This window comes from Pantoea sp. Lij88 (genome assembly GCF_030062155.1).
GTDB lineage: Bacteria > Pseudomonadota > Gammaproteobacteria > Enterobacterales > Enterobacteriaceae > Pantoea.
In genome coordinates this window covers 63,004-81,768 of the sequence record NZ_CP118268.1, presented here as the reverse complement: position 1 = coordinate 81,768, position 18,765 = coordinate 63,004, and the positions used below count along the sequence as shown (strand labels likewise).

General features: G+C 51.6%; 15 protein-coding genes. 6 read left to right on the top strand and 9 right to left on the bottom strand.

Translation table 11 applies throughout. From position 1 onward, the window contains the following. The first annotated feature begins 444 nt into the window (after positions 1 to 444). Positions 445 to 1,518: a RepB family plasmid replication initiator protein gene (locus PU624_RS03530; protein WP_283545174.1), complete on the top strand. Its 1,074-nt coding sequence runs from the start codon at positions 445 to 447 to the stop codon at positions 1,516 to 1,518. A 1,372-nt stretch (positions 1,519 to 2,890) separates the two neighbouring features. Here PU624_RS03530 and PU624_RS03525 read toward each other — a convergent pair. From PU624_RS03525 to PU624_RS03510, 4 genes are all read right to left on the bottom strand, one after another. Next, positions 2,891 to 4,078, bottom strand: a complete 1,188-nt coding sequence (locus PU624_RS03525) for a diguanylate phosphodiesterase (RefSeq protein WP_283545297.1) — start codon at positions 4,076 to 4,078, stop codon at positions 2,891 to 2,893. Between the two features lie 227 nt (positions 4,079 to 4,305). Further along, entirely contained in the window at positions 4,306 to 4,512 is a 207-nt protein-coding gene (locus PU624_RS03520; RefSeq protein ID WP_283545296.1) for a YdgH/BhsA/McbA-like domain containing protein, read from the bottom strand. A 197-nt stretch (positions 4,513 to 4,709) separates the two neighbouring features. Further along, entirely contained in the window at positions 4,710 to 6,494 is a 1,785-nt protein-coding gene (locus PU624_RS03515) for a GGDEF domain-containing phosphodiesterase (RefSeq protein ID WP_283545295.1), read from the bottom strand. 521 nt (positions 6,495 to 7,015) lie between these two features. Next, on the bottom strand, positions 7,016 to 7,240 hold the full coding sequence (locus PU624_RS03510; RefSeq protein WP_283545294.1) for a DUF3606 domain-containing protein: 225 nt from the start codon (positions 7,238 to 7,240) through the stop codon (positions 7,016 to 7,018). Between the two features lie 368 nt (positions 7,241 to 7,608). Here PU624_RS03510 and PU624_RS03505 point away from each other — a divergent pair, with 368 nt between their 5' ends. After that, positions 7,609 to 7,848 carry a transcriptional regulator gene (locus tag PU624_RS03505; RefSeq protein WP_283545293.1) on the top strand — a complete coding sequence of 80 codons (240 nt, stop codon included), beginning with the start codon at positions 7,609 to 7,611 and terminating at the stop codon, positions 7,846 to 7,848. A gap of 176 nt (positions 7,849 to 8,024) precedes the next feature. Further along, positions 8,025 to 8,513, top strand: coding sequence for an Hsp20 family protein (locus PU624_RS03500; RefSeq protein ID WP_283545292.1), 489 nt, complete (start codon positions 8,025 to 8,027; stop codon positions 8,511 to 8,513). 149 nt (positions 8,514 to 8,662) lie between these two features. Here the strand turns inward: PU624_RS03500 and PU624_RS03495 are convergent, their stop codons facing one another. Together PU624_RS03495 and PU624_RS03490 are read right to left on the bottom strand one after the other, a co-directional pair. Continuing rightward, positions 8,663 to 8,872: a CsbD family protein gene (locus PU624_RS03495; protein ID WP_064738984.1), complete on the bottom strand. Its 210-nt coding sequence runs from the start codon at positions 8,870 to 8,872 to the stop codon at positions 8,663 to 8,665. 172 nt (positions 8,873 to 9,044) lie between these two features. Further along, positions 9,045 to 10,262 (bottom strand): diguanylate phosphodiesterase, encoded by a 1,218-nt coding sequence (locus PU624_RS03490; RefSeq protein WP_283545291.1) that lies wholly within the window; start codon positions 10,260 to 10,262, stop codon positions 9,045 to 9,047. Positions 10,263 to 11,221: 959 nt separating this feature from the next. Between PU624_RS03490 and PU624_RS03485 the strand changes: the two genes are divergently transcribed. After that, complete coding sequence (locus PU624_RS03485) at positions 11,222 to 11,455, top strand: DNA polymerase V subunit (protein ID WP_283545290.1); 234 nt, start codon at positions 11,222 to 11,224, stop codon at positions 11,453 to 11,455. A gap of 66 nt (positions 11,456 to 11,521) precedes the next feature. On the opposite strand, the gene PU624_RS03480 is transcribed toward PU624_RS03485, so the two are convergent. Further along, the gene (locus tag PU624_RS03480; RefSeq protein ID WP_283545289.1) at positions 11,522 to 11,851 is read right to left on the bottom strand and encodes a hypothetical protein; all 330 of its coding nucleotides are present in this window, start codon (positions 11,849 to 11,851) and stop codon (positions 11,522 to 11,524) included. Between the two features lie 642 nt (positions 11,852 to 12,493). On the opposite strand from PU624_RS03480, the gene PU624_RS03475 reads away from it, so the two are divergent. Then, a complete protein-coding gene (locus tag PU624_RS03475) occupies positions 12,494 to 14,152 on the top strand; it encodes a methyl-accepting chemotaxis protein (protein WP_283545288.1) in 1,659 nt (552 codons plus the stop codon). A 602-nt stretch (positions 14,153 to 14,754) separates the two neighbouring features. Then, a complete protein-coding gene (locus tag PU624_RS03470; RefSeq protein WP_283545287.1) occupies positions 14,755 to 16,680 on the top strand; it encodes a methyl-accepting chemotaxis protein in 1,926 nt (641 codons plus the stop codon). 58 nt (positions 16,681 to 16,738) lie between these two features. On the opposite strand, the gene PU624_RS03465 is transcribed toward PU624_RS03470, so the two are convergent. Both PU624_RS03465 and PU624_RS03460 read right to left on the bottom strand, forming a co-directional pair. Continuing rightward, on the bottom strand, positions 16,739 to 17,539 hold the full coding sequence (locus tag PU624_RS03465) for an MBL fold metallo-hydrolase (RefSeq protein ID WP_283545286.1): 801 nt from the start codon (positions 17,537 to 17,539) through the stop codon (positions 16,739 to 16,741). Positions 17,540 to 17,616: 77 nt separating this feature from the next. Continuing rightward, the gene (locus PU624_RS03460) at positions 17,617 to 18,732 is read right to left on the bottom strand and encodes a metallophosphoesterase (RefSeq protein WP_283545285.1); all 1,116 of its coding nucleotides are present in this window, start codon (positions 18,730 to 18,732) and stop codon (positions 17,617 to 17,619) included. Positions 18,733 to 18,765: the final 33 nt, after the last annotated feature.

Sequence of the window (18,765 nt, the reverse complement as noted above, 5' to 3'; positions counted from 1 at the left end):
CCACTATAGCGAGAAAAGCAACCGCGCTGGCGAGTACCCAACAACCACTGTAGCGAGTAAACGGGCTTTTATCGTGTGCATAACCCTGATCAGGCTTAGCAGTCAGGATTTTACTGACCGTCTGGGATGAAAGAGGGGGATTCCGGAAAAAGGTAATGCAGTTGAGTGATTCTTTGACTGGCATTTCTGACGGGTTATCCACTGAATAGATCCAGTAACAGATCCTCTTAAGATCCTAATAAGTTCCTGAAAGATCCCCATCGTGCGCCAGGCCCTGGTATGTCTGCGTTCAGACGGGGTGACTAACCACTATAGCGAGTAAAGTAACCACTGTATCGAGAGAAATAACCACTATGGCAAGTAGATTAACCGCTGTAGTGAGTGATAGTATCCACTGTATCGAGTAACAGCGGGTCTCGCCTGTTCACATCACGGATCTTCCTAATGCCAAGAAAAGAACCAGATATCCTGAACATAGCTGATGCATTTAGCGAAACAGACAAACGTACAGGTGAAGTTGTTACTCTTACCCCCAACAGTAATAACACCGTGCAGCCGGTTGCGCTGATGCGGCTTGGCTTATTTGTTCCGACGCTGAAATCCACGGCGCGCAGTCAGAAAAACCAGATGAACGCGATGGATGTCACACAGGATCTTAAACAGTTATCCCTGGTCAGGTCGGAAGGCTATGACAACATAAAGATTCTGGGTGCCCGCCTGGATATGGATAACGATTTTAAAACCTGGGTCGGGATCATTCGTGCCTTCGCGACGCATGAGTGTCTGGGAGACACTGTAACGCTCTCTTTCGTTGAATTCGCAAAACTCTGTGGCATACCCTCGGCAAGGCTCTCCTCGAAGCTCAGGAGCCGTCTGGACGCGTCTCTGACACGTATTGCATCAAATACCCTGACGTTTACCAGCAAGGGCGGAGAGAACTACACGACGCACCTGGTGCAGTCGGCTAAATACAGCGTCAAGAAAGACACGGTAACGCTGCAGGCCGATCCCAAGATCTTTGAGCTCTATCAGTTCGACAGAAAGGTTCTGCTGCAGCTTAAAGCTATTAATGAACTGGCACGCAAAGAGTCCGCTCAGGCTCTCTACACCTTCATTGAAAGCCTTCCACCAAAGCCTGCTCCGATATCCATGGCGCGTCTGCGTGCCAGGCTTAATCTGACCTCACGCGTGATTACCCAGAATGCGACCGTCAGAAAGGCCATGGAGCAGTTAAAAGAGATCGGCTATCTGGACTACACCGAAACCCGACGCGGCTCATCCGTCTATTTCTGGGTCCATTACCGTCATCCTAAGCTGCGTCCGGCTGAACTGCCGCTCAGCCAGTCCGGCCTCATCGATGATGAAATGGATGATTTTGACGATCTTGATATCGATCCCGGCATTATTGACGTCAGCCCGCCTGAGCTGGTGATCGAAGAGGAGAGCAGTGAGCTGGTGATGGTTTCACGTGAAGAAAAAGAGTTACTGAACAAAATCAGGAAGCAAAAAAAGCAGTAATGCCCTGTCAGTTCAGGCATTGTGGCGATCCCTGCCTGTTAAACGTTCACCAGATATTTTTTTTGGATAAGAAAACAGGCGAAGTAACTGAGAATATGCGACAACCACTGTAGCGAGTAACGGTACTCGCTACAGTGGTTATCTGCGAATCAGTAACGCTTTAATCCCCCTGTAATCCCATCAATAGCATCTTAACCCTCTTTCTCAGGACAACCCTTCGCGCAGCTGACCCTCTCCTTACTCGCTATAGTGGTTACTTACTCTCATCAGCGGCTATCACACGGGCAAAGCCGACAGAAAGTGCCCCTGAAAGTACTCGCTATAGTGGTTACCTTTTTTCATAGAGGGCTTTGAACCGGGTTCGCGGCAGGGCAGGGGGTTCTTGAAGAGGGATGTGAAGAAAAAGCGACGTACCTGTTTTACTCGCTATAGTGGTTATCCTTCCTGCTTTCTGCGTCTAAGGCGCACCTTTCCTGATATTCTGCGGACAAAACCACTCGCTATAGTGGTTATCGGGTGATTTTATGACTGATGTGACCAGTAAATGATCAAATCTTCGCGCGGAAGACAGCAATATTCTCGCTACAGTGGTTATTAAGTGGGACCAGAAAAGAGAGACTCACTCGCTATAGTGGTTGTGATCGTCACTGTCCTGTGATTTGAGCGGGCTCTTATCTTATTGATGTAAGTGCTCACTATCATAATTAGCGCTTTCGGGGGCGAGATTGGGTCAGATTCCTCAATCAGAGCACAGTTGAAGTGTTACTCGCTATAGTGGTTAGCTGTCAGAGATACCACTGCTGACAGAGACACGGATTCAGCGACAGAACAGGCCTTATACGCGCCGCTCAACTTCATTACTCCTGCAGAGCGCTGCAATTCATGGTGAGTCTGCGTTACTGATCATTCTGCTCGCTATAGTGGTTGCTGTGTGAGTAAGCAGTGCATCTGCCCCGCAAAATAGGGGATGTAAAGGCTTGTGCTCTTTGTAGCCTGCCTTAGTTACTCGCTACAGTGGTTATTGATAACATGTAAAGCGTAATTTACTCGCTACAGTGGATATCCGTCCCATTTTGATACTTTAAGTGATGATCGGTGACCGCGTAACTGCTCTCCACAGTAGTTAAACAGGTAAAATTACTCTCTATAGTGGTTATCATAAACTGCAGGCAGCACTGCCCGCAGTCAGAAGAGGGGGAGGTGTCCTGCAGCGTCATCGGATCTTGAGCATCAGAACGGGATGTTACTGGGATGGTAAGAGTAGTGGGAAGGGCATTGCTCAGCTCAGGTTTTGTCATCACCCCGCTTAGCAGTGGCGAAAAAAGCGGCCGCTCTGTGGCATACCGCTTAATCACCGTGCGGACAGCGTTTGTTACATCGCCTCCCGGTATTCCGGCCAGGCAACGGATTGCGCTTCGTAGCGACCAGCGGCGGCGAACAGCGTGCCCTGGAAATTGATCACACCCGCGGCCTCCAGCCACATCCACTCTTCCGCCTGTACAATCCCCGCCGCAATGACGGTGATTTCCAGCGCTGAACAGCATTTGATAATCGCCTGCACCACCGCCTGCTTAGGCCCACTGCGATGGACATCGCGGGTGATACCGGCATCAATGCGAATGCGATCGGGCTGGATGTGCGTCAGCAACGACAATCCTGCGGAGCCGTCGCCGAAATTGTCGATCGACAGGCTGATCCCGACTGCTTTCAGCATGCGTACCGCTTCAGAGAAGGCATCCAGCTGCGAGATTACGGCGGTTTCACTCACACCGATAACAACCTGTTCAGGAACCAGTCCCGCCTGATGAATAGCAGACACAATCTGATCGACGGCATCGGGTATCACCACCAGCGTCATCGGCAGGAGGCTGACGTAGAGTGTCATACCGTCCGGGCAGACCAGGGCAGCGCGTGCAAATGTCTTTTTCACGGTTTCCAGATCGTTAACGTAAAGCTGATCGCCAGAGGCCTCGTCGGCGGAAGCCGGCCGCAGAGTGGCGGCTTCAATTGCGGTGACCTGACGCGCCAGGGGATCCACCACTGGACGGAAGCTGACGCCTTCGGTTTCGGGGCGGGAGTCCGGCACATCATTATGTTCAGAAATAAACTCCCAGTAACCCGGCGGGAGTACTTCGTAGTAGTTCTCTTTCTCGCGGGACTCAACAAACGTCCGCAGGAATTGCAGTGCCCGATCATCATAGGTCAGGCGATATTTCGATGTCCCTTTATCCAGCACTGCCTGCAGGAGCGAGGAGCTATCGTGTTCACGCAGGTCGAAGAGTTCCATGCCCGCATTACCAAAGCGGCGGGAAGGCGCATAGTCGCGCATCAGTTCCACCACATTATGATGACGCCGATCCGCACAGATTCGCTGATAGACCGCCTGAATGCCCGCTTCAGGCCCTTCAAGCAGCTGAAAAAAATGGGTACCGTTAAATAACAGGATGCCGGTCACGTCGTGAGCGGCATTAATTGTGCTGGCGTTGTCGACCATCGCGGGCACGGTTTTGATGGGAAAATCATCTGAAATATGGCTGCGATAAATTATGGTAGTCAGCATGTGCAGCTCCGCTTTATAGGGTTGTTGCGGACACGCTAACACTGTTCAAAAAATGTTTCATCCCTACTTATCCACTGACGCACAGACTGCACCAGAGCAGGTGGCAGTAAGCGAAGCGGCATATTACCGAACAGCTTTAACGTTTTTAAATTCGTTCCGGCTGATGCCCGCTGCATAAAAAAAAAGGCCGCCGTAATGGCAGCCTCATCGCATCAATTCGATATAGGTTATTTAATCAGCTCAGCAGAGACATAAGCACGATTATCAACACGTGCGCCGGTGATTTTATAAGATGCGCCAGCATCTTTGGCCTGCGCCGCAACTTTCGCTTCAGCAGCATCCAGTGTCGACGCGGTGGCGGTAATGCTCTCGGCAAAACTACCGAAAGAAACCAGTAATGCAGTAACAGCAACGAAAGTTTTGATGGTTTTCATGGTCGATTCCTTAGCGTTTTTCATTCAGGGAGAGGCGTTTCACCTCGATGGAATGAATGATAGGCGCGTTCATCCTGAACGTGAATAGCTAAGTTTTGCTGAAGTTGATCATAATTTTTGAATGATAAAAGGCGGGCGGGCTGAGACGTTCAGACTGGCAGCAACGCAATCTGAGATCAGATCGCGTTGCCGTCAGTTTAATGACACTCGCCACGAAGCTTCCAGTGCAGCCAGTGATCCAGGGCTTCTTCGTTCAGCGGCTTCGAATAGAAATAGCCCTGAGCCTGATCGCAGCCATACTCTGTCAGGGAGGATACTGCGTCCGGACACTCCACGCCTTCTGCCACCACGGTGTAGTCCAGCTCTTTGAGCATGGCGATAATACTGCGGGCAATGATGCGTGAAGCGGTATCTGAGGAAAGCTCACTGATCAGAGAACGATCCAGCTTAATCACATCCAGCGGCATACGACGCAGATAACTGATATTGCTGTAGCCGGTGCCAAAATCATCCAGTGAAATCGTGAATCCCCGCTCTTTAAGCATCTCCAGTCCACGCAGAGCGGTGGGGCTTTCAAGGATACGTTCGGTCTCCAGACATTCGATCCCCAGCAGAGAGGTCGGGAGCTTAGACTTAACCATCTTGCTTTCCAGCGCTGAAGCGAACCCTTCGCGCGCAAAATCGCGTACGCTGACGTTGATCGTCAATGGCAACTGGATGCAGTTGTTGCGCAGCCGGCTAAGACGTTCGACCGCCTGATCGATAATCCAGGCGGTCAGTACGGAGAGCAGATCGGTCTGTTCAGCCAGCGGGATAAAGGCGCCAGGAGAAAGCTCGCCCCTGCTGGGATGTAACCAGCGGATAAGGGCTTCCAGACCCACCGGCTTGCCACTTTGCAGGCAGATTTTTGGCTGATAGACCAGATAAAGCCCGATGTTCTCGTGTAATGCCGTTTTAAGATCGGTCATCAGCATGAAATCTTCTGAACGCTGGGTTTCTGCCTCAGCGTCAAAGCGATGAGAGGGCAGTCCGCGCCCGATCGCATCATTCAGGGCACTGACCGCACGACGTAATATTTCAGACGCTGGCAGGCTGCCCGCAACAAATCCGGTCTCACCGGTATGCGGTGTCAGTGCGACTGAAAGACCATCGTCCATATCTGCACTGATCCCTTCCAGACGACCGGCTACCCAGGCTGCGCTGAGTCGGCTGTCGGCTCGCGTCAGGATCGCAAACCGGCCGGTGGCCACGGTATAGATCATCTCCCCAACCGCCGGACGCAGGCGCAGCGGCAGCAGGGTAGCCATATCTTTCAGCAGACTCTCTACCGGCGTCATTCCCATGGTGCGTGCCAGTTCGTATGCGCGCCCCATGTCGATGCAATCAATCAGAACCAGACGGCGTGGCGTGGTATCACCGGCCACGGCCAGATACTGCAAATCCCGTATCAGGCGCTGACGGTTAGGCAGTCCGGTCACCGGATCGGTGAACCCTGCCGCATGCCAGGCTTCCAGGAAGGACATCACCAGCGTGGAGAGCAGCGTCAGTGTCGTCACCTGGTCACTGGCAAATGCCTGTGGCTGGGTGTCGGTTACACAGAGCGTCCCCAGAATAATGCCGTCACGGGTTTTGAGAGGCACACCGGCATAAAAGCGAATAAAGGGTGAACCGGTGATCAGGGGATGCGTAACAAAACGCGCATCATGATACGTATCAGGGACGATTACCGCGCTGTCACTGTCAACCACGTGGCGGCAGAGTGAGTCCGCACGCGTTGAGCGTTGCAGATCAAAATTGTGTGACGCGCGTACGGTCTGAAATTCATCATCCAGCACCGAGATAAAGCTGCCCGGAATACCCAGGGCCTGACTGGCTAACCGGACAAACTTCCGCAGCACTTCATCGCGGCTTTCATCAGGGTCGCGCAGCGCCTGTAAAGCGCGGCTTCGGCGTTCGTTGTCGCCGTTGAGATTGTTGAGCATGTGTGTAGAACCCCCGCACCGTCTGATTACGGAGCGAAAAAAGAAAACTGTCCGGAGCGAAATGTGATTCGGGCGGCAGGAAATATAGTGTGATTTTTATTTTCAAGCTGATGATAAGTGACTACGAAGCGGGTGTCTCTTAATATTTTCTTTAACGCATTAAAGGCATGTTTACGATTCGAAAATTTAATCGATGAGGCATCCGATTATTCAGAGCTGTTCATTTTATATATGCAGCAGAGAATTTTCAGCAGGGTTAATGTTTATTTCCGAGCAGTAGATGAATAAATATTCAGGAGAGTTAACAGTTATTATGAGTCAGGTGTTGCCATGAAACGGGTCTGCTGCCAGAGAGATTATCGCTGCTGCACACTGAAGCGGGAGCTAACCTGTTAAAACGCAAAGCAAAAGCCGGAAAGAGACGCAGAATGGCAGATATGACCCGTCAGTATCTTCCTGGCTGATGCAGGTCAATCCACCGCAACGCTGGGGATTATCCAGCGCCTCAGTCAGCAATCCGGTTAACCTTTGATGCCGTTTAAGGATTGTGTCGGACGACGTGGCGGCGGATTTTGCTCCAGCCAGTCCCGGACCTGTTCAGTCTGCGGACCTCGCTCACGGATGGCGCGCGTCAGCCTTTCCTGTGTCGTCCTCAGTTCCTGGGTCCAGTAAGTGATTTGCCACTGCTCGCGAATTTCCACCTGCGACAGATCCTCTGGCGAACGACGCTGGATAGGATTTTTCATTTATTATCCTCCTCTGGTTTCAATGAAGCAGCCTGAACATTAACCTCAGGCTAAACATCTATCCTGATGAAGAAAGAAGCATTGAGGTAGCGGATTAATCCCTGAATCACCCTTAAGGCAAATAACAGGATAATTCCTGGCTGGAGGAATAAGGCACTCTAAGGAAATAGAAAAGTCGCCGTCAGAACGAAATATGCCGCTTCGCTTATAAAAAATCAGGCACAAATGTGCAGTCCGAAATTTGACATTTATTCAAAATAGTCAATTATTCTCTGGTCTTGTCATCCTGTCGCTTTCAGACCGCTTCGCTTTTATTGATCGCGGAGCGCTGTGCTTTTGCGATTTCATCATGCTGAAGGAGTCTTTGTTTGGTTAATCGTCCCCCCCAGTCGCCTGTGATTGTCCAGAGTAACGTGCGTGAACTTCGTCTTGCCGCCGGGCTGTCACAGCAGAGCGCTGCCGAGCGTTTTGACCTTAGCCTGAGAGTCTGGCAAACCAAAGAAGCCGCAGCTAATCCGACATTATTAAGTCAGGGCGAATATGAGCTGCTGTTATTACTGGCTGGCCGTCATCCTCATTTCGTTCTTACTCCTCAGAACAAAAAATAGCGGCTTCGTTAATATTCTGAGATTTATTCCTCGGGTAACCGGCTGTTTGATAACAGTAAAAAAAATTTTATTTCCTGACTTGAAAGCTGACAACCAAACCCTATTTATGGAGATGACCGGAAATATGATACCGGTCAGATGAACTTTTGGATGAACCTGTTCAGGAGATTATCACGATGTCAGTACAACAATTTTCCGTTTTCCCTTCACTGGCTGATTCTGTGTTTTCAGACCGCTTTAACCGCATCGATAAATTATTCAGTCAGCTGACTGGCGACAGCCCGGTAACCACCGCACCTGCTTACGATCTGCAGCGGGTTGAGGATAACCGTTACGCGCTGACCGTCAGCGTACCCGGCTGGAAAGAGCATGAACTGGAGATTGAGTTGCGGGGTGGACGGCTCTCTGTGGCCGGGCACAGAGAAAAAGCGTCTCAGGATGCGTCTGGCGAGGCACGGGAAGAGAACAGCAGCTGGATCCATCGCGGCATTTCCCGACACGACTTCCAGCTGAGCTTTTCTATTCCGGAACATATGAAGGTGACCGGAGCCAGCCTGGCGGAGGGCTTACTCAACATTGATTTGATCCAGGAAATACCAGAGAGCGAGAAACCGCGACGTATCCCGATTGCGATCGGCGGTCAGCGCACGCTTGAACACCAGTAAGGTGAACAGGGCGGAAATGGCACAGGCTGTTTCCGCCTTTTTGATCACTCACAGCGGCAGGCTGAGATATCGAGATATCCGATGATTAAAAGGGGAGGGATGAGAAAGGGCATAGCCGGGCGCAGAGATACCCGGCTATTAAGAACGCGTTACCAGTGGTACTTGTTGGAATCTTCCCACTCTTTCACTTCTTTTTCGGCACGATCTTTCTCGTAGCCGTAGCGTTCCTGAATTTTACCGACCAGCTGGTCTCGCTTCCCTTCTACCACGGTCATATCATCATCCGTAAGATCACCCCATTTTTCCTTAACCTTACCTTTGAACTGCTTCCAGTTACCGCTGATGCGATCTTCGTTCATGGTGATTCTCCCAATTCCGGTTGTTATCCAGGGACCTGATGAATATCTGTTTTGCCGGTTGGCTATCAGATGGATCAAGCATGGCACAGCTTTTGCTTTTTGCAGCGAGGCGGTGTGAGCCGGGTCAAACTCTGAGCAAAAGGGGAGAATGAGAGGATTAATTCAGATGCCTTTATTTCGGGCGGCGTACAGGCCAGCTGACAGCAGGCAGCGCATTCAGAGCCGGGCGGGCAAACAGAAAGCCCTGGTAATAGCGAACGCCGGCACCTTCCAGCCAGAGCCACTCCTCAATTTTCTCAACCCCCTCCGCGATGACCGTAATCTCCAGCGCCTGGCAGCATTTCAGGATGGCCAGCACAATCGCCTGACGCGGGCCGCTGCGGTGGATATCGGTGATCAGCTTGCGATCGATTTTGACTTTGTCAGGCTGGAAATCCGCTAACAGCGACAGGCCTGCGAAACCGGCACCAAAATCATCAAGCGCCAGACTGATTCCGGCGGCTTTCAGTTGCTGTACTGCGAACTGAAATTCGTCGAAGCGCGAGATGATTTCATCTTCGGTCACTTCAACCACCACCTGCTCGGGCCGCAATCCCTGAAGTCTTATCTGCTGGATAAGATGTTCGACCGCATCATCAATCATCACCAGCGACATGGGCAGCAGGTTGACGGAGAGCGTCAGTTCCCCCAGTCCCAGATGTCTGGCCAGCTGAAAAGCGTAGGTTTTTGAGTACAGATCGGCCTGGTAGCGCTCGCTTTCCGGCAACTGTGAAAAGTAGTCTGCGGGCGGTGCGCCATGCAGACCGCGTATCAGCGCTTCACAGGAAACAATCTGGCGATTCGTGGCATCCACGATAGGCTGGAGCGCAAATTCACAGCGCTGATCCGGTTGCGGTTGCCAGGAGGGCTGAACGTCGGCTGTAAGAGGGGTGGTCAGCGTCCAGTGACTGGCGGGATCTATCCCGATAAACGTCTCTTTATCGCGTCCTTCGACGAACGAACGCAGGAACTTCACGACGCGGTCATGTCGGATTCGCTCATCATTCAGGGTAACCCGCTTCAGCAGGGCATCCACCACGGTGTGCTTCTCATAGTCACGCAAATCAAACAGGGCCATACCGGCGTGGCCAAAGCGACGAGCGGGCGCATAATCGCGCATCAGTTCAATCAGATTAAAGTGCCGATCATCCTGGCAGATACGCTCAAATACCGCGTGAACGTTATCAACGGTCCCCTCCAGCACCTGAAAAAAGTGCTGTCCGTCAAAGAGCAGGATCCCGGTGACCTCAGCCGCGGCATTTTTGATGCTGGAATGCTCCACCAGCGCCTTTACTCTCTCTGGCGTGACAGAGTCGGAAAGCTGGCTACGGTAGATGAGGGTGGAAAGCATAAGCAGACTCACATGGCAGGAAGTTACTGATTAACCATACCACAGAAAAATTGATGGTTAAGGGCACAACTGCGCCCATGATGCCGTTATGCTTGCGGCATCAATCTGACCATAGGTCCAGGGAAGTCTTAAGGTTTCGAGCGTCGGGTAGGTGGAGCACGCAGCGGCATGAATCGGGCGTGGCGACAGAAGGGCAATAAAAGCCCCCGCAAGCGCGGGGGCGAACAGCAGATATAGCGCATTATTATAACGTTACGGCATCCCTGGTGAGGCGCCGGTCAATCCGGTAGTGCCTGATTATTACGCGTTTTTTACTCTCCTTACCATGTTGTTGTGGCAAGGTTTTCGGACGGGTAAAAATCAGTTTCTCTGATATTTCAGAAAATTGCCTTTATATTCAATCAGCTGTTTTGAGCGTCTGGAGATTTAAGGCCGGCTAATGAATTATCAGGTTACAAATCCACCATTTTTCCAGACAGTCCGTTAACATCGTTACCACATTCTTTCGGAGCGCGCAAACGTTGCCGGTCTGCAGTGACAGGCGGATGTCGACATCTGCGTTATCTGAAAAAGTGCCCCCTGTAAAAGGGGGCAAGGGTAGGAGTCAATTCACTCTGTAAAAGAAGTGGATTTCATTACAGAGCCATTTAAAGATAAGGCAAAACCGGGTTTTATGCCGCTACGGTTAACCGTTTTTTTATTTAGATATCAAATAATTAAAAAACTAACAAATGGAGTTGTTGTTTTTAATCAACGGCTTAGTTCGTTATGAAAACGATTTCTAGGATTAGGATTAAAGTCTCTTCAAGCCATAGGCTGATGCTAAAAATGGCCGTTATTTCTGGCTCGCTTAGCGATTTGTCACCGGTTTTCAGGGCAAACTTGACCGCTTCAGGGAATAATTATACTGTTTATATATACAGTTAATTTTAACTGAGAGCCGTTGTGAGGTAAATGAGATGTCACAGGATGATGAGGTCTGGATAGCATTCAGAGAGTCGATGAGGCGGGATGATTCCGGTCAGTGTACGGTGAGCACCCAGGACTTTGTTGCTGAACTTGCACAGCGCAATTCACCTCACACGCTTCGCGCCGCGAATACGTGGATAGAGATGCATATCAGTACTTTCAGTGATATTTCGATCGAGGCGGGGGAATATCGGCTGTTTCAGGTTCCTGCGGCGCGCGATTAAGCGTGCCGCAGAGCCGCATACCCTTTTCAGCCTGCCTGCTGCCACATGCGCAGGCTGGATTGGGCATCAGAGCCTGGAGGTGTTCCGGCGCATGTCAGAACGATCCTGGAATTTAGGGTTGGCAGGATAACTCTTGTCGCAGGCCATGCGTGCCAGGTTCAGTGCGACTTTACGTTTTTTGAGCTTTAACTTCGGCAACCACTCTTTGAACTGCGCTGTCAGCGCCGCTGCCTGCTGCTCGCTACTGACGCGACAGATGAACAGCTTGCTCTTGGTCTGACGGCTGACATCAATGGCATAGATCTCAACGCCAGTGCTGCAAACGTCATATTCAACATCCGTAAACTGCATGTGTGGCCAAAGACCCGTTCTGGTTTCAAATGTGGCTAAATCCATGACAACTACCTTTTTTTATTTTAAGCGTTATTGCTATCCAACAGACTAAAGCCTGGTCGGGCCAGTGAGCATAGACCAGAATCAGCATTCCGCCAGTGATTTCGCTGATTTAATCTGGTCCTGACACAAATGGCTAAAATCTCATTCAGGTATCTGTCAGGCATCGGGTAGCCCTTCTCTCACCTATCAGAAGAACTGATGTCAGCCAGGCTTTCTGGCTTTTGTCCTCTGCGGCCCTTACGCATTCTTTACCCTGTCACAGTTGAATCAGAGGCGAGATTTAGCGTGTTCAAAGCGTCCGTACGTTAACAATTATCGTCAGTTACCCTATTGAATTAGTGCGCTAATTATCAGGGCTCTCTATATGACGGCTGTTGCGTAATTATGACCATTTCGCAGTAGAAAATTGATTCCTGGAAAAAAGGGGGATTTTACGGATGTGAGGAAGTGTAAGAGGGTATGTCAAAATGAAAGTCAATCAAGGCTTGGGGGTTTTTTCTGCCTGGCACACTTTGTCGCATTCGCAAGGAAAAATAAAAAAATATATCGCGCGCGATTAATTAAAGGCCCGCCGACAAACGCCGATATAAACGATCCAGCTTTACACCATGTTCAAATTAATCTTTTTTGCCGGGGGCAAGTATGACTATTACACAACGTCTGGTATTGATTTTCTCACTGCTTGCAATGTCACTTATTGCATTGGTGATTATCTCTTTATCAGTTATTTCGGGCTTTCAGTCCCGTTTTGAATATGTACAGATGAACGCGATACCCAGCATCCGCGATCTTAATAAATCGATCAGCGTAACCAATCAGTTAGGCATTGCGCTTTATCGTCACCACAGCACCAGTGACGCGACTAAATTCCCGGCAGCGGAAGAGCGCATCGATAATCTGCTGACGCAGATCAAGTCACTCAATGATTACTACATGGCTAACGATATCTCCAGTGATGAAGATAAAGAGATGACCGTGCAGGCTAATAAAAACCTGGATGCGGTTCGCAGCGCATTGCCGGCGTTTTATGCTGCGTCCCGCGCCCATAATGATGCGGTCACACTGCCGCTGTTACAGAGCGAGAATGGCGTGGGTGCTGCAGCCCGTAAAATGGAAGCCGATTTCACCCGTCAGATTCAGCTGAACATTGATATCGGCGAACAGCTCAGGGTAGAAAACAAGCGCATTTATAATCAGACGTTGTGGATGATGTCTGGCGGGTCACTGCTGCTTATTCTGATACTGGCTGCTTTCTCTGCCAAAGTGATTCTGGGCATTAAAAAGAGCCTCTCAGGCATGGTTAATACCATGACGCAGGTCAGCCATACGCTTGACCTGACCCATACCGCAGAAGTCCGCGGTAAGGATGAGATTAGCAAAACAGCGATGGCATTTAACCAGCTGCTGGCCCGCGTTTCTGGCACGCTGCTCTCGGTCAGTCATTCCGCACAGTCGGTCAGTACCGGTTCAACGCAGATTGCGGCGGGTAACGAAGATCTCTCTGCGCGTACGGAAGAACAGGCTGCTTCACTGGAGCAGACGTCTGCCAGTATGGCAACCCTGAGCGAAACGGTTCGACAGAACTCAGAAGGTGCCCATCAGGCCAGCACCCTGGTAAATAACGCTAATAACATGTCCATCCAGAATGGATCGGCAGTGAAGCAGATGCTCAGCACTATGGATGAGATCCGCGGCAGTTCTGCCAAAATCTCTGAAATTACCGGGCTGATTGAAGGCATCGCGTTCCAGACCAATATTCTGGCACTGAATGCGGCCGTCGAAGCAGCGCGTGCCGGTGAGCATGGCCGCGGCTTCGCCGTTGTCGCCTCAGAAGTGCGTAATCTGGCGCAGCGCTCCTCGTCTGCTGCCCGTGAAATCAAAGACCTGATCTCTACGTCGGTTTCACAGGTTGAGCACGGTTTAGAGCAGGCCAACGGCGTTGGTGCAAACAGTGAAAATGTTCGCCAGGCGATTCAGCAGGTAGCCGATCTGGTCAATGAGATTGCCGCGGCAACGTCTGAGCAGAGCAAAGGTATTGAGCAGGTTCATCAGGCGATTGGCCAGATGGATGAGGTGACGCAGCAGAACGCCTCGCTGGTGGAAGAGGCCTCATCTGCTTCTAAGTCGCTGCAGGAGCAGGCAGAGACGCTGGCAGGGCTGGTGGCGACCTTTACACTGGAGAGTCATCAACGTATCACACAGCCGCAGCAAACCGCAGCGTTGCGTCGTCCGGTATTGCAGGCAAAGCAGCCTGAGCGCCAGACCGTCGACATGACGAAGGCGAACTGGGAAAGTTTTTAACCGTTAAGCAGTAACATCATGGCCTCCACACTGTGGGGGCTTTTTTTTATCTTTCATCCGGATTAATGAGACCCTTCCCCCTGAAATAAACTAAAATGAAATCGATTTCATTATTATAATATGACTACCTCTTTGGGGTTATATTCTTGTGGTGGTTATTTTAGCGAAGATTTACTTACAGCGAAGAGTGGAATGATAATTAATCAGATATAGTCAGGATATCTGTTATCGGCTCATTTCTGAGCCAGCTTGAATTTCTTTATTTTCAAAACAATAATGCTGAAGTCAGGCTAACGACTTAATGTGTTAATCGCAGTGGTGATTTTTCATGCTGATGATAAGTATCACTATTTTTACATTTAGCTTAAGCTAACCTTGCAGTAAATATCGTCATTTTATTCACTGTAAAATAACGGTGCGCGATCTATACTCCTTTTTGTTGTTATAAGTATTTCTGATCTTCAAACGAAACTGCTTTCTTCATAGCGACATTGCGCTGCATGAGGCACCACTGGCTATGTAAAAGAAAAGTAAAAAATAATAATACACAACCTATTTTGTGCACTACTCACTGCACGCCTCACACATCAGAGCGAATAAGAATGAAGAAATTACTCGACCGCATTAATCTGCCAGCGAAATTCCTCCTCTTGGGATCTTTTGCACTGGTTCTGTTTATTTTACCTACCTTTCTGTTTATTCAGACGGGCAACCAGCTTATTGATACCAAGCAAGTGGAACTATCCGGTATACCTGTTGAGAAAAAAGTGCTTAAACTCCTCAACCTGCTTCAGCGTCACCGTGCAGAGAGCGCGATTGCTATCTCACTTAACAAGCCTGATAACGCACCCCGTTTGGATCTGGTCTCGCAAATAAATACCTTATCCAGCACGATTGCTGACGACCTGCGTAAGGATGACGGGCAGGCTCAACCGCTGAAGTCGCTGCAGAGGGTAAATCAGGAATGGGGTCAGCTGCAGAATGATATCAATAGTGGCAAGCTGACGCTGGCAACCAGCCTGACACGCCATGCCCACCTGATTCAGGTTTTGTTGGATATGAATCAGGATGTGCTGGATTTCTATCAGCTGTCGCTGGATGCGGACTTGAATACTTATCAGCTGATCGTCAGCATCTACAGCCGCCTGCCGTTGCTGACCGAAACGCTGGGTCAGATTCGTGCCAATGGAACATCACTGCTTGCGAGCGGAAACATCACTGATACCGATCGCAGCCGCCTGGCGTTCCAGATTGATAATGGCAGAACGGCTCTGGCTCAGTTCAACAGCAATCTGGACAAGGTGTTTTCTATTGAGCCGGCTCTGAAAACCTCTTTCTCCGGTCTGGCACAGGATGCAAATCAGCAGGCTCAGGGCGCCTTGCAGCTGGCTGATAGCGTGTTTGTGAGCGGGCACGCCACTGTGGCACCGGTTGAATACGTGCGGGTGTTTACTCAGGCGATCAACCGATATTCAGAACTGGGTGATCAAACTAGTACCCGACTGCAAGAGATGATGGATGTGCAGATCGATGCGAAGCGCCAGTCACAGTATGTGTTGCTGGCAGGTCTGCTGGCCGTCGCGCTGCTGGCCGTTGTCGTCGCCGTGATGATCACCCGTTCGGTGACTCGCCCGGTAAAAGAAGCTGTCGAAGTTGCAAGCCGCGTGGCGGCAGGCGATCTGACGGCAGTACTGACCGTTTCCGGCAGCAATGAAATGGCTGAGTTACTGAATGCACTGATGAGGATGCAGGAGCGTCTGGCTCAGCTGGTTTCGGATATCAAAGGTAACGCGGCCACCATCGCTAACTCCTCAGAAGAGATTGCCCGCGGCAATGGCGATCTCTCGTCTCGTACTGAACAGCAGGCCGCGTCACTGGCTGAAACAGCAGCCAGTATGGAACAACTGGCGTCAATCATTCAGCAGAACGCCGATAACACGCGCTTTGCTTCTGACCGCGCAGAATCAGCCACGCAGGCGGCACTCTCAAGTGGTGCAGCGATGGATTCGGTGATGGAAACCATGCACAAAATCCGTGGCAGCTCAGGGAAAATTGAAGAGATCACTTCTGTGATCGACAGCATCGCCTTCCAGACCAATATTCTGGCACTGAATGCGGCCGTTGAAGCGGCACGCGCCGGTGAGCAGGGCAAAGGTTTTGCGGTTGTCGCGTCGGAAGTGCGTGCGCTGGCACAACGTTCAGCCAGTGCGGCGAAAGAGATTAAGAGCCTGATCGAGCAGTCAGTTGGTCATGCGCAGGAAGGGATCTCTATGGCGCAGAACGCAGGCGACAAAGTGAAGCAGAGCGTCAGCGCGATTGAACAGACCTCACAGCTGATGCGCGATATCTCAGCGTCATCTGAAGAGCAGAGCAGCGGTATCTCGCAGGTCAATATTGCGGTGAACCAGATGGATCAGGTCACGCAGCAGAACGCCGTGCTGGTAGAAGAGTCAGCGTCCTCTGCTGATGAACTCGCCGCGCGCGCAGGGCAGTTACGAACCATGGTCGCGGTATTCCAGACCGCATAAAGGGTTAAAACAGCCGTCCCCGGTGGGCGGCTGTTCTCTTCACTGCGACTATCGCCGGCTATGCCTGGTGATCCTGCAGACAGGCCAGATACTTCTCTCCCGACCGCATCACTTTCTCTTTCGCCTGCTGATGAATATCCTGCCCTTCAAACGCGCCATAAAGCTGTCCGAACGTCACGCCCGAGAGCCGATGCATGATGTCGCCCACGGTGGCGGCTGACAGCGGCAGCATATTCGGGTAGCTCCACATAAATGACACGCTATGGGCACCCGGCGTGACCTGAATTATGTCACCTGCCAGCATCACCCCTTCGCCCTCATCCCAGTGCAGTACGCTGCCGCCGGGAAAATGGCCCCCCAGCCTTAACAGCGTCACATCCGGCATCAACGTCAGCGACTCGCCCTCCCAGAGCTGGATATGCGGACTTTCCCGCACAATCCATTGCCGATCGCGGGCATGCAAATGAATGGGCGCGTTAAACGCCTCAGCCCACTCCTGCATGGTGGTGTAGTAGTGCGGATGTGAAATCGCGATAGCATCAATGCCGCCCAGCGCCGCAATCAGCGTATAAGTGGCGTCATCCAGGTTGGCTATGCAGTCCCAGAGCACATTGCCGTGCGGCGTGCGCAGCAGAAAAGCGCGCTGGTTGATGGCAAATTCGGGCACGGTTTTAAGGCTTAGCAGCGCATCGCTATGGGCCGTCCACTTATTGGCATGGCTGCCGCGCAGTTCATCAAACGCGATCCAGCGCTGACCCGCAGCCGGAACATACTGACGTTCATCCTCACAGATTTTACAGTGCTGCCTGGGGGCATCAGAAAGATAAGCGGTCCCGCAGGCGGTACATAGCATCGTCATGGTGATCTCCTTTGTTTCACTCAAGCTTATGCACACCTGCGAAAACCGCACTTTACTGAGGCTATTTTGTCACGCGATTACGGCTGTCGGCGCAGAGTAATCCGGGTCAGTTCCGAGGGACGACCCAGCCTGACCGCCATGCCGGGCCAGAGTGCAGTGCCGTTATTCACATAGAGCTGCATCCCACCGACCTGATAAAGCCCGGACACAAATCCGGCGTTGGGTTTCGCAAACAGCCGGTCCAGGCCAATAATCAGGCCGCCATGCGTATGACCGGAGAGCTGGACATCCACACCCTGCGCTGCATTCTGGCGGGCATTGCGTGGCTGATGATCCAGCAGGATCACCGGCGCGTTGTCAGGCGCCTGCTCCAGCGCGCGGGCCAGATCCGGGCCGGTTGCGTTTCTGCCCGCTGCAGACGCATCCGGCAGGCCGGCAATCACCAGCTTTGCGGAGCCGCGCTGGATTACGGTATGACTGTTGAGCAGAGGCTGAAGTCCGAGTGAGGCCAGGTGGGCCGTCCAGATCGCCTGATGGAAGAAATATTCATGATTGCCGGTGATAGCCCATACGCCATCAGGCGCTGCCAGCCCGCGTAGCGGCGCAACGTCATGCCGCCGATGCTCCAGGCTGCCATCGATCACATCGCCCGTTACCACTATCAGATCGGCTTTAAGAGACATCGCCCGCTCAACCATCGCGGCGGTCCACGCACGATTAAACAGCCGGGTGATGTGCAGGTCGGTCAGCTGCAGCAGCTGATAACCCTCGAACTCAGCCGGAAGATGGGGCAGCACCAGCGTCACCTCTTTGACCGGCGGCACCCGTATCGCCTGCTGTACGCCAAAGGCAGCCAGCGCCATTGCCAGCACCACCGCCAGATAGCGAACACCGGGAATCAGCTCAAACGGATGCCGCAATAGCAGGGCGATCAGCATGACCGCATCCATCATTATCTGAAGCAGCGCCAGCAGCAGCACGGTGCTGTATGCCCAGTTAAACAGGATGATAACGATGCGGGGCATTTCAGCGGAAAATATCCCGCCCGAAGTAAAACGGCTTATGAGCAGATATTGTGAGGCCAGCAGCACCAGTGCGGAAAGCAGGATCTTAATGGCCAGTGGCAAAGACAACGGAATAATGACGCGCGCAATTACATACCAGCTCGGTAAGCTGAAAATCAGGTGAAACATGGCATTTTTCCGGTAGGGCGCTGAATATCTGCG

What these genes read in the sequence shown, in the direction of transcription:
- PU624_RS03460 (WP_283545285.1), bottom strand. Translation starts at nt 18,732, where the DNA reads ATGTTTCACCTGATTTTCAGCTTACCGAGCTGGTATGTAATTGCGCGC.
- PU624_RS03480 (WP_283545289.1), bottom strand. Translation starts at nt 11,851, where the DNA reads ATGGATTTAGCCACATTTGAAACCAGAACGGGTCTTTGGCCACACATG.
- PU624_RS03485 (WP_283545290.1), top strand. Translation starts at nt 11,222, where the DNA reads ATGTCACAGGATGATGAGGTCTGGATAGCATTCAGAGAGTCGATGAGG.
- PU624_RS03465 (WP_283545286.1), bottom strand. Translation starts at nt 17,539, where the DNA reads ATGACGATGCTATGTACCGCCTGCGGGACCGCTTATCTTTCTGATGCC.
- PU624_RS03495 (WP_064738984.1), bottom strand. Translation starts at nt 8,872, where the DNA reads ATGAACGAAGATCGCATCAGCGGTAACTGGAAGCAGTTCAAAGGTAAG.
- PU624_RS03515 (WP_283545295.1), bottom strand. Translation starts at nt 6,494, where the DNA reads ATGCTCAACAATCTCAACGGCGACAACGAACGCCGAAGCCGCGCTTTA.
- PU624_RS03530 (WP_283545174.1), top strand. Translation starts at nt 445, where the DNA reads ATGCCAAGAAAAGAACCAGATATCCTGAACATAGCTGATGCATTTAGC.
- PU624_RS03475 (WP_283545288.1), top strand. Translation starts at nt 12,494, where the DNA reads ATGACTATTACACAACGTCTGGTATTGATTTTCTCACTGCTTGCAATG.
- PU624_RS03500 (WP_283545292.1), top strand. Translation starts at nt 8,025, where the DNA reads ATGTCAGTACAACAATTTTCCGTTTTCCCTTCACTGGCTGATTCTGTG.
- PU624_RS03470 (WP_283545287.1), top strand. Translation starts at nt 14,755, where the DNA reads ATGAAGAAATTACTCGACCGCATTAATCTGCCAGCGAAATTCCTCCTC.
- PU624_RS03510 (WP_283545294.1), bottom strand. Translation starts at nt 7,240, where the DNA reads ATGAAAAATCCTATCCAGCGTCGTTCGCCAGAGGATCTGTCGCAGGTG.
- PU624_RS03525 (WP_283545297.1), bottom strand. Translation starts at nt 4,078, where the DNA reads ATGCTGACTACCATAATTTATCGCAGCCATATTTCAGATGATTTTCCC.
- PU624_RS03490 (WP_283545291.1), bottom strand. Translation starts at nt 10,262, where the DNA reads ATGCTTTCCACCCTCATCTACCGTAGCCAGCTTTCCGACTCTGTCACG.
- PU624_RS03520 (WP_283545296.1), bottom strand. Translation starts at nt 4,512, where the DNA reads ATGAAAACCATCAAAACTTTCGTTGCTGTTACTGCATTACTGGTTTCT.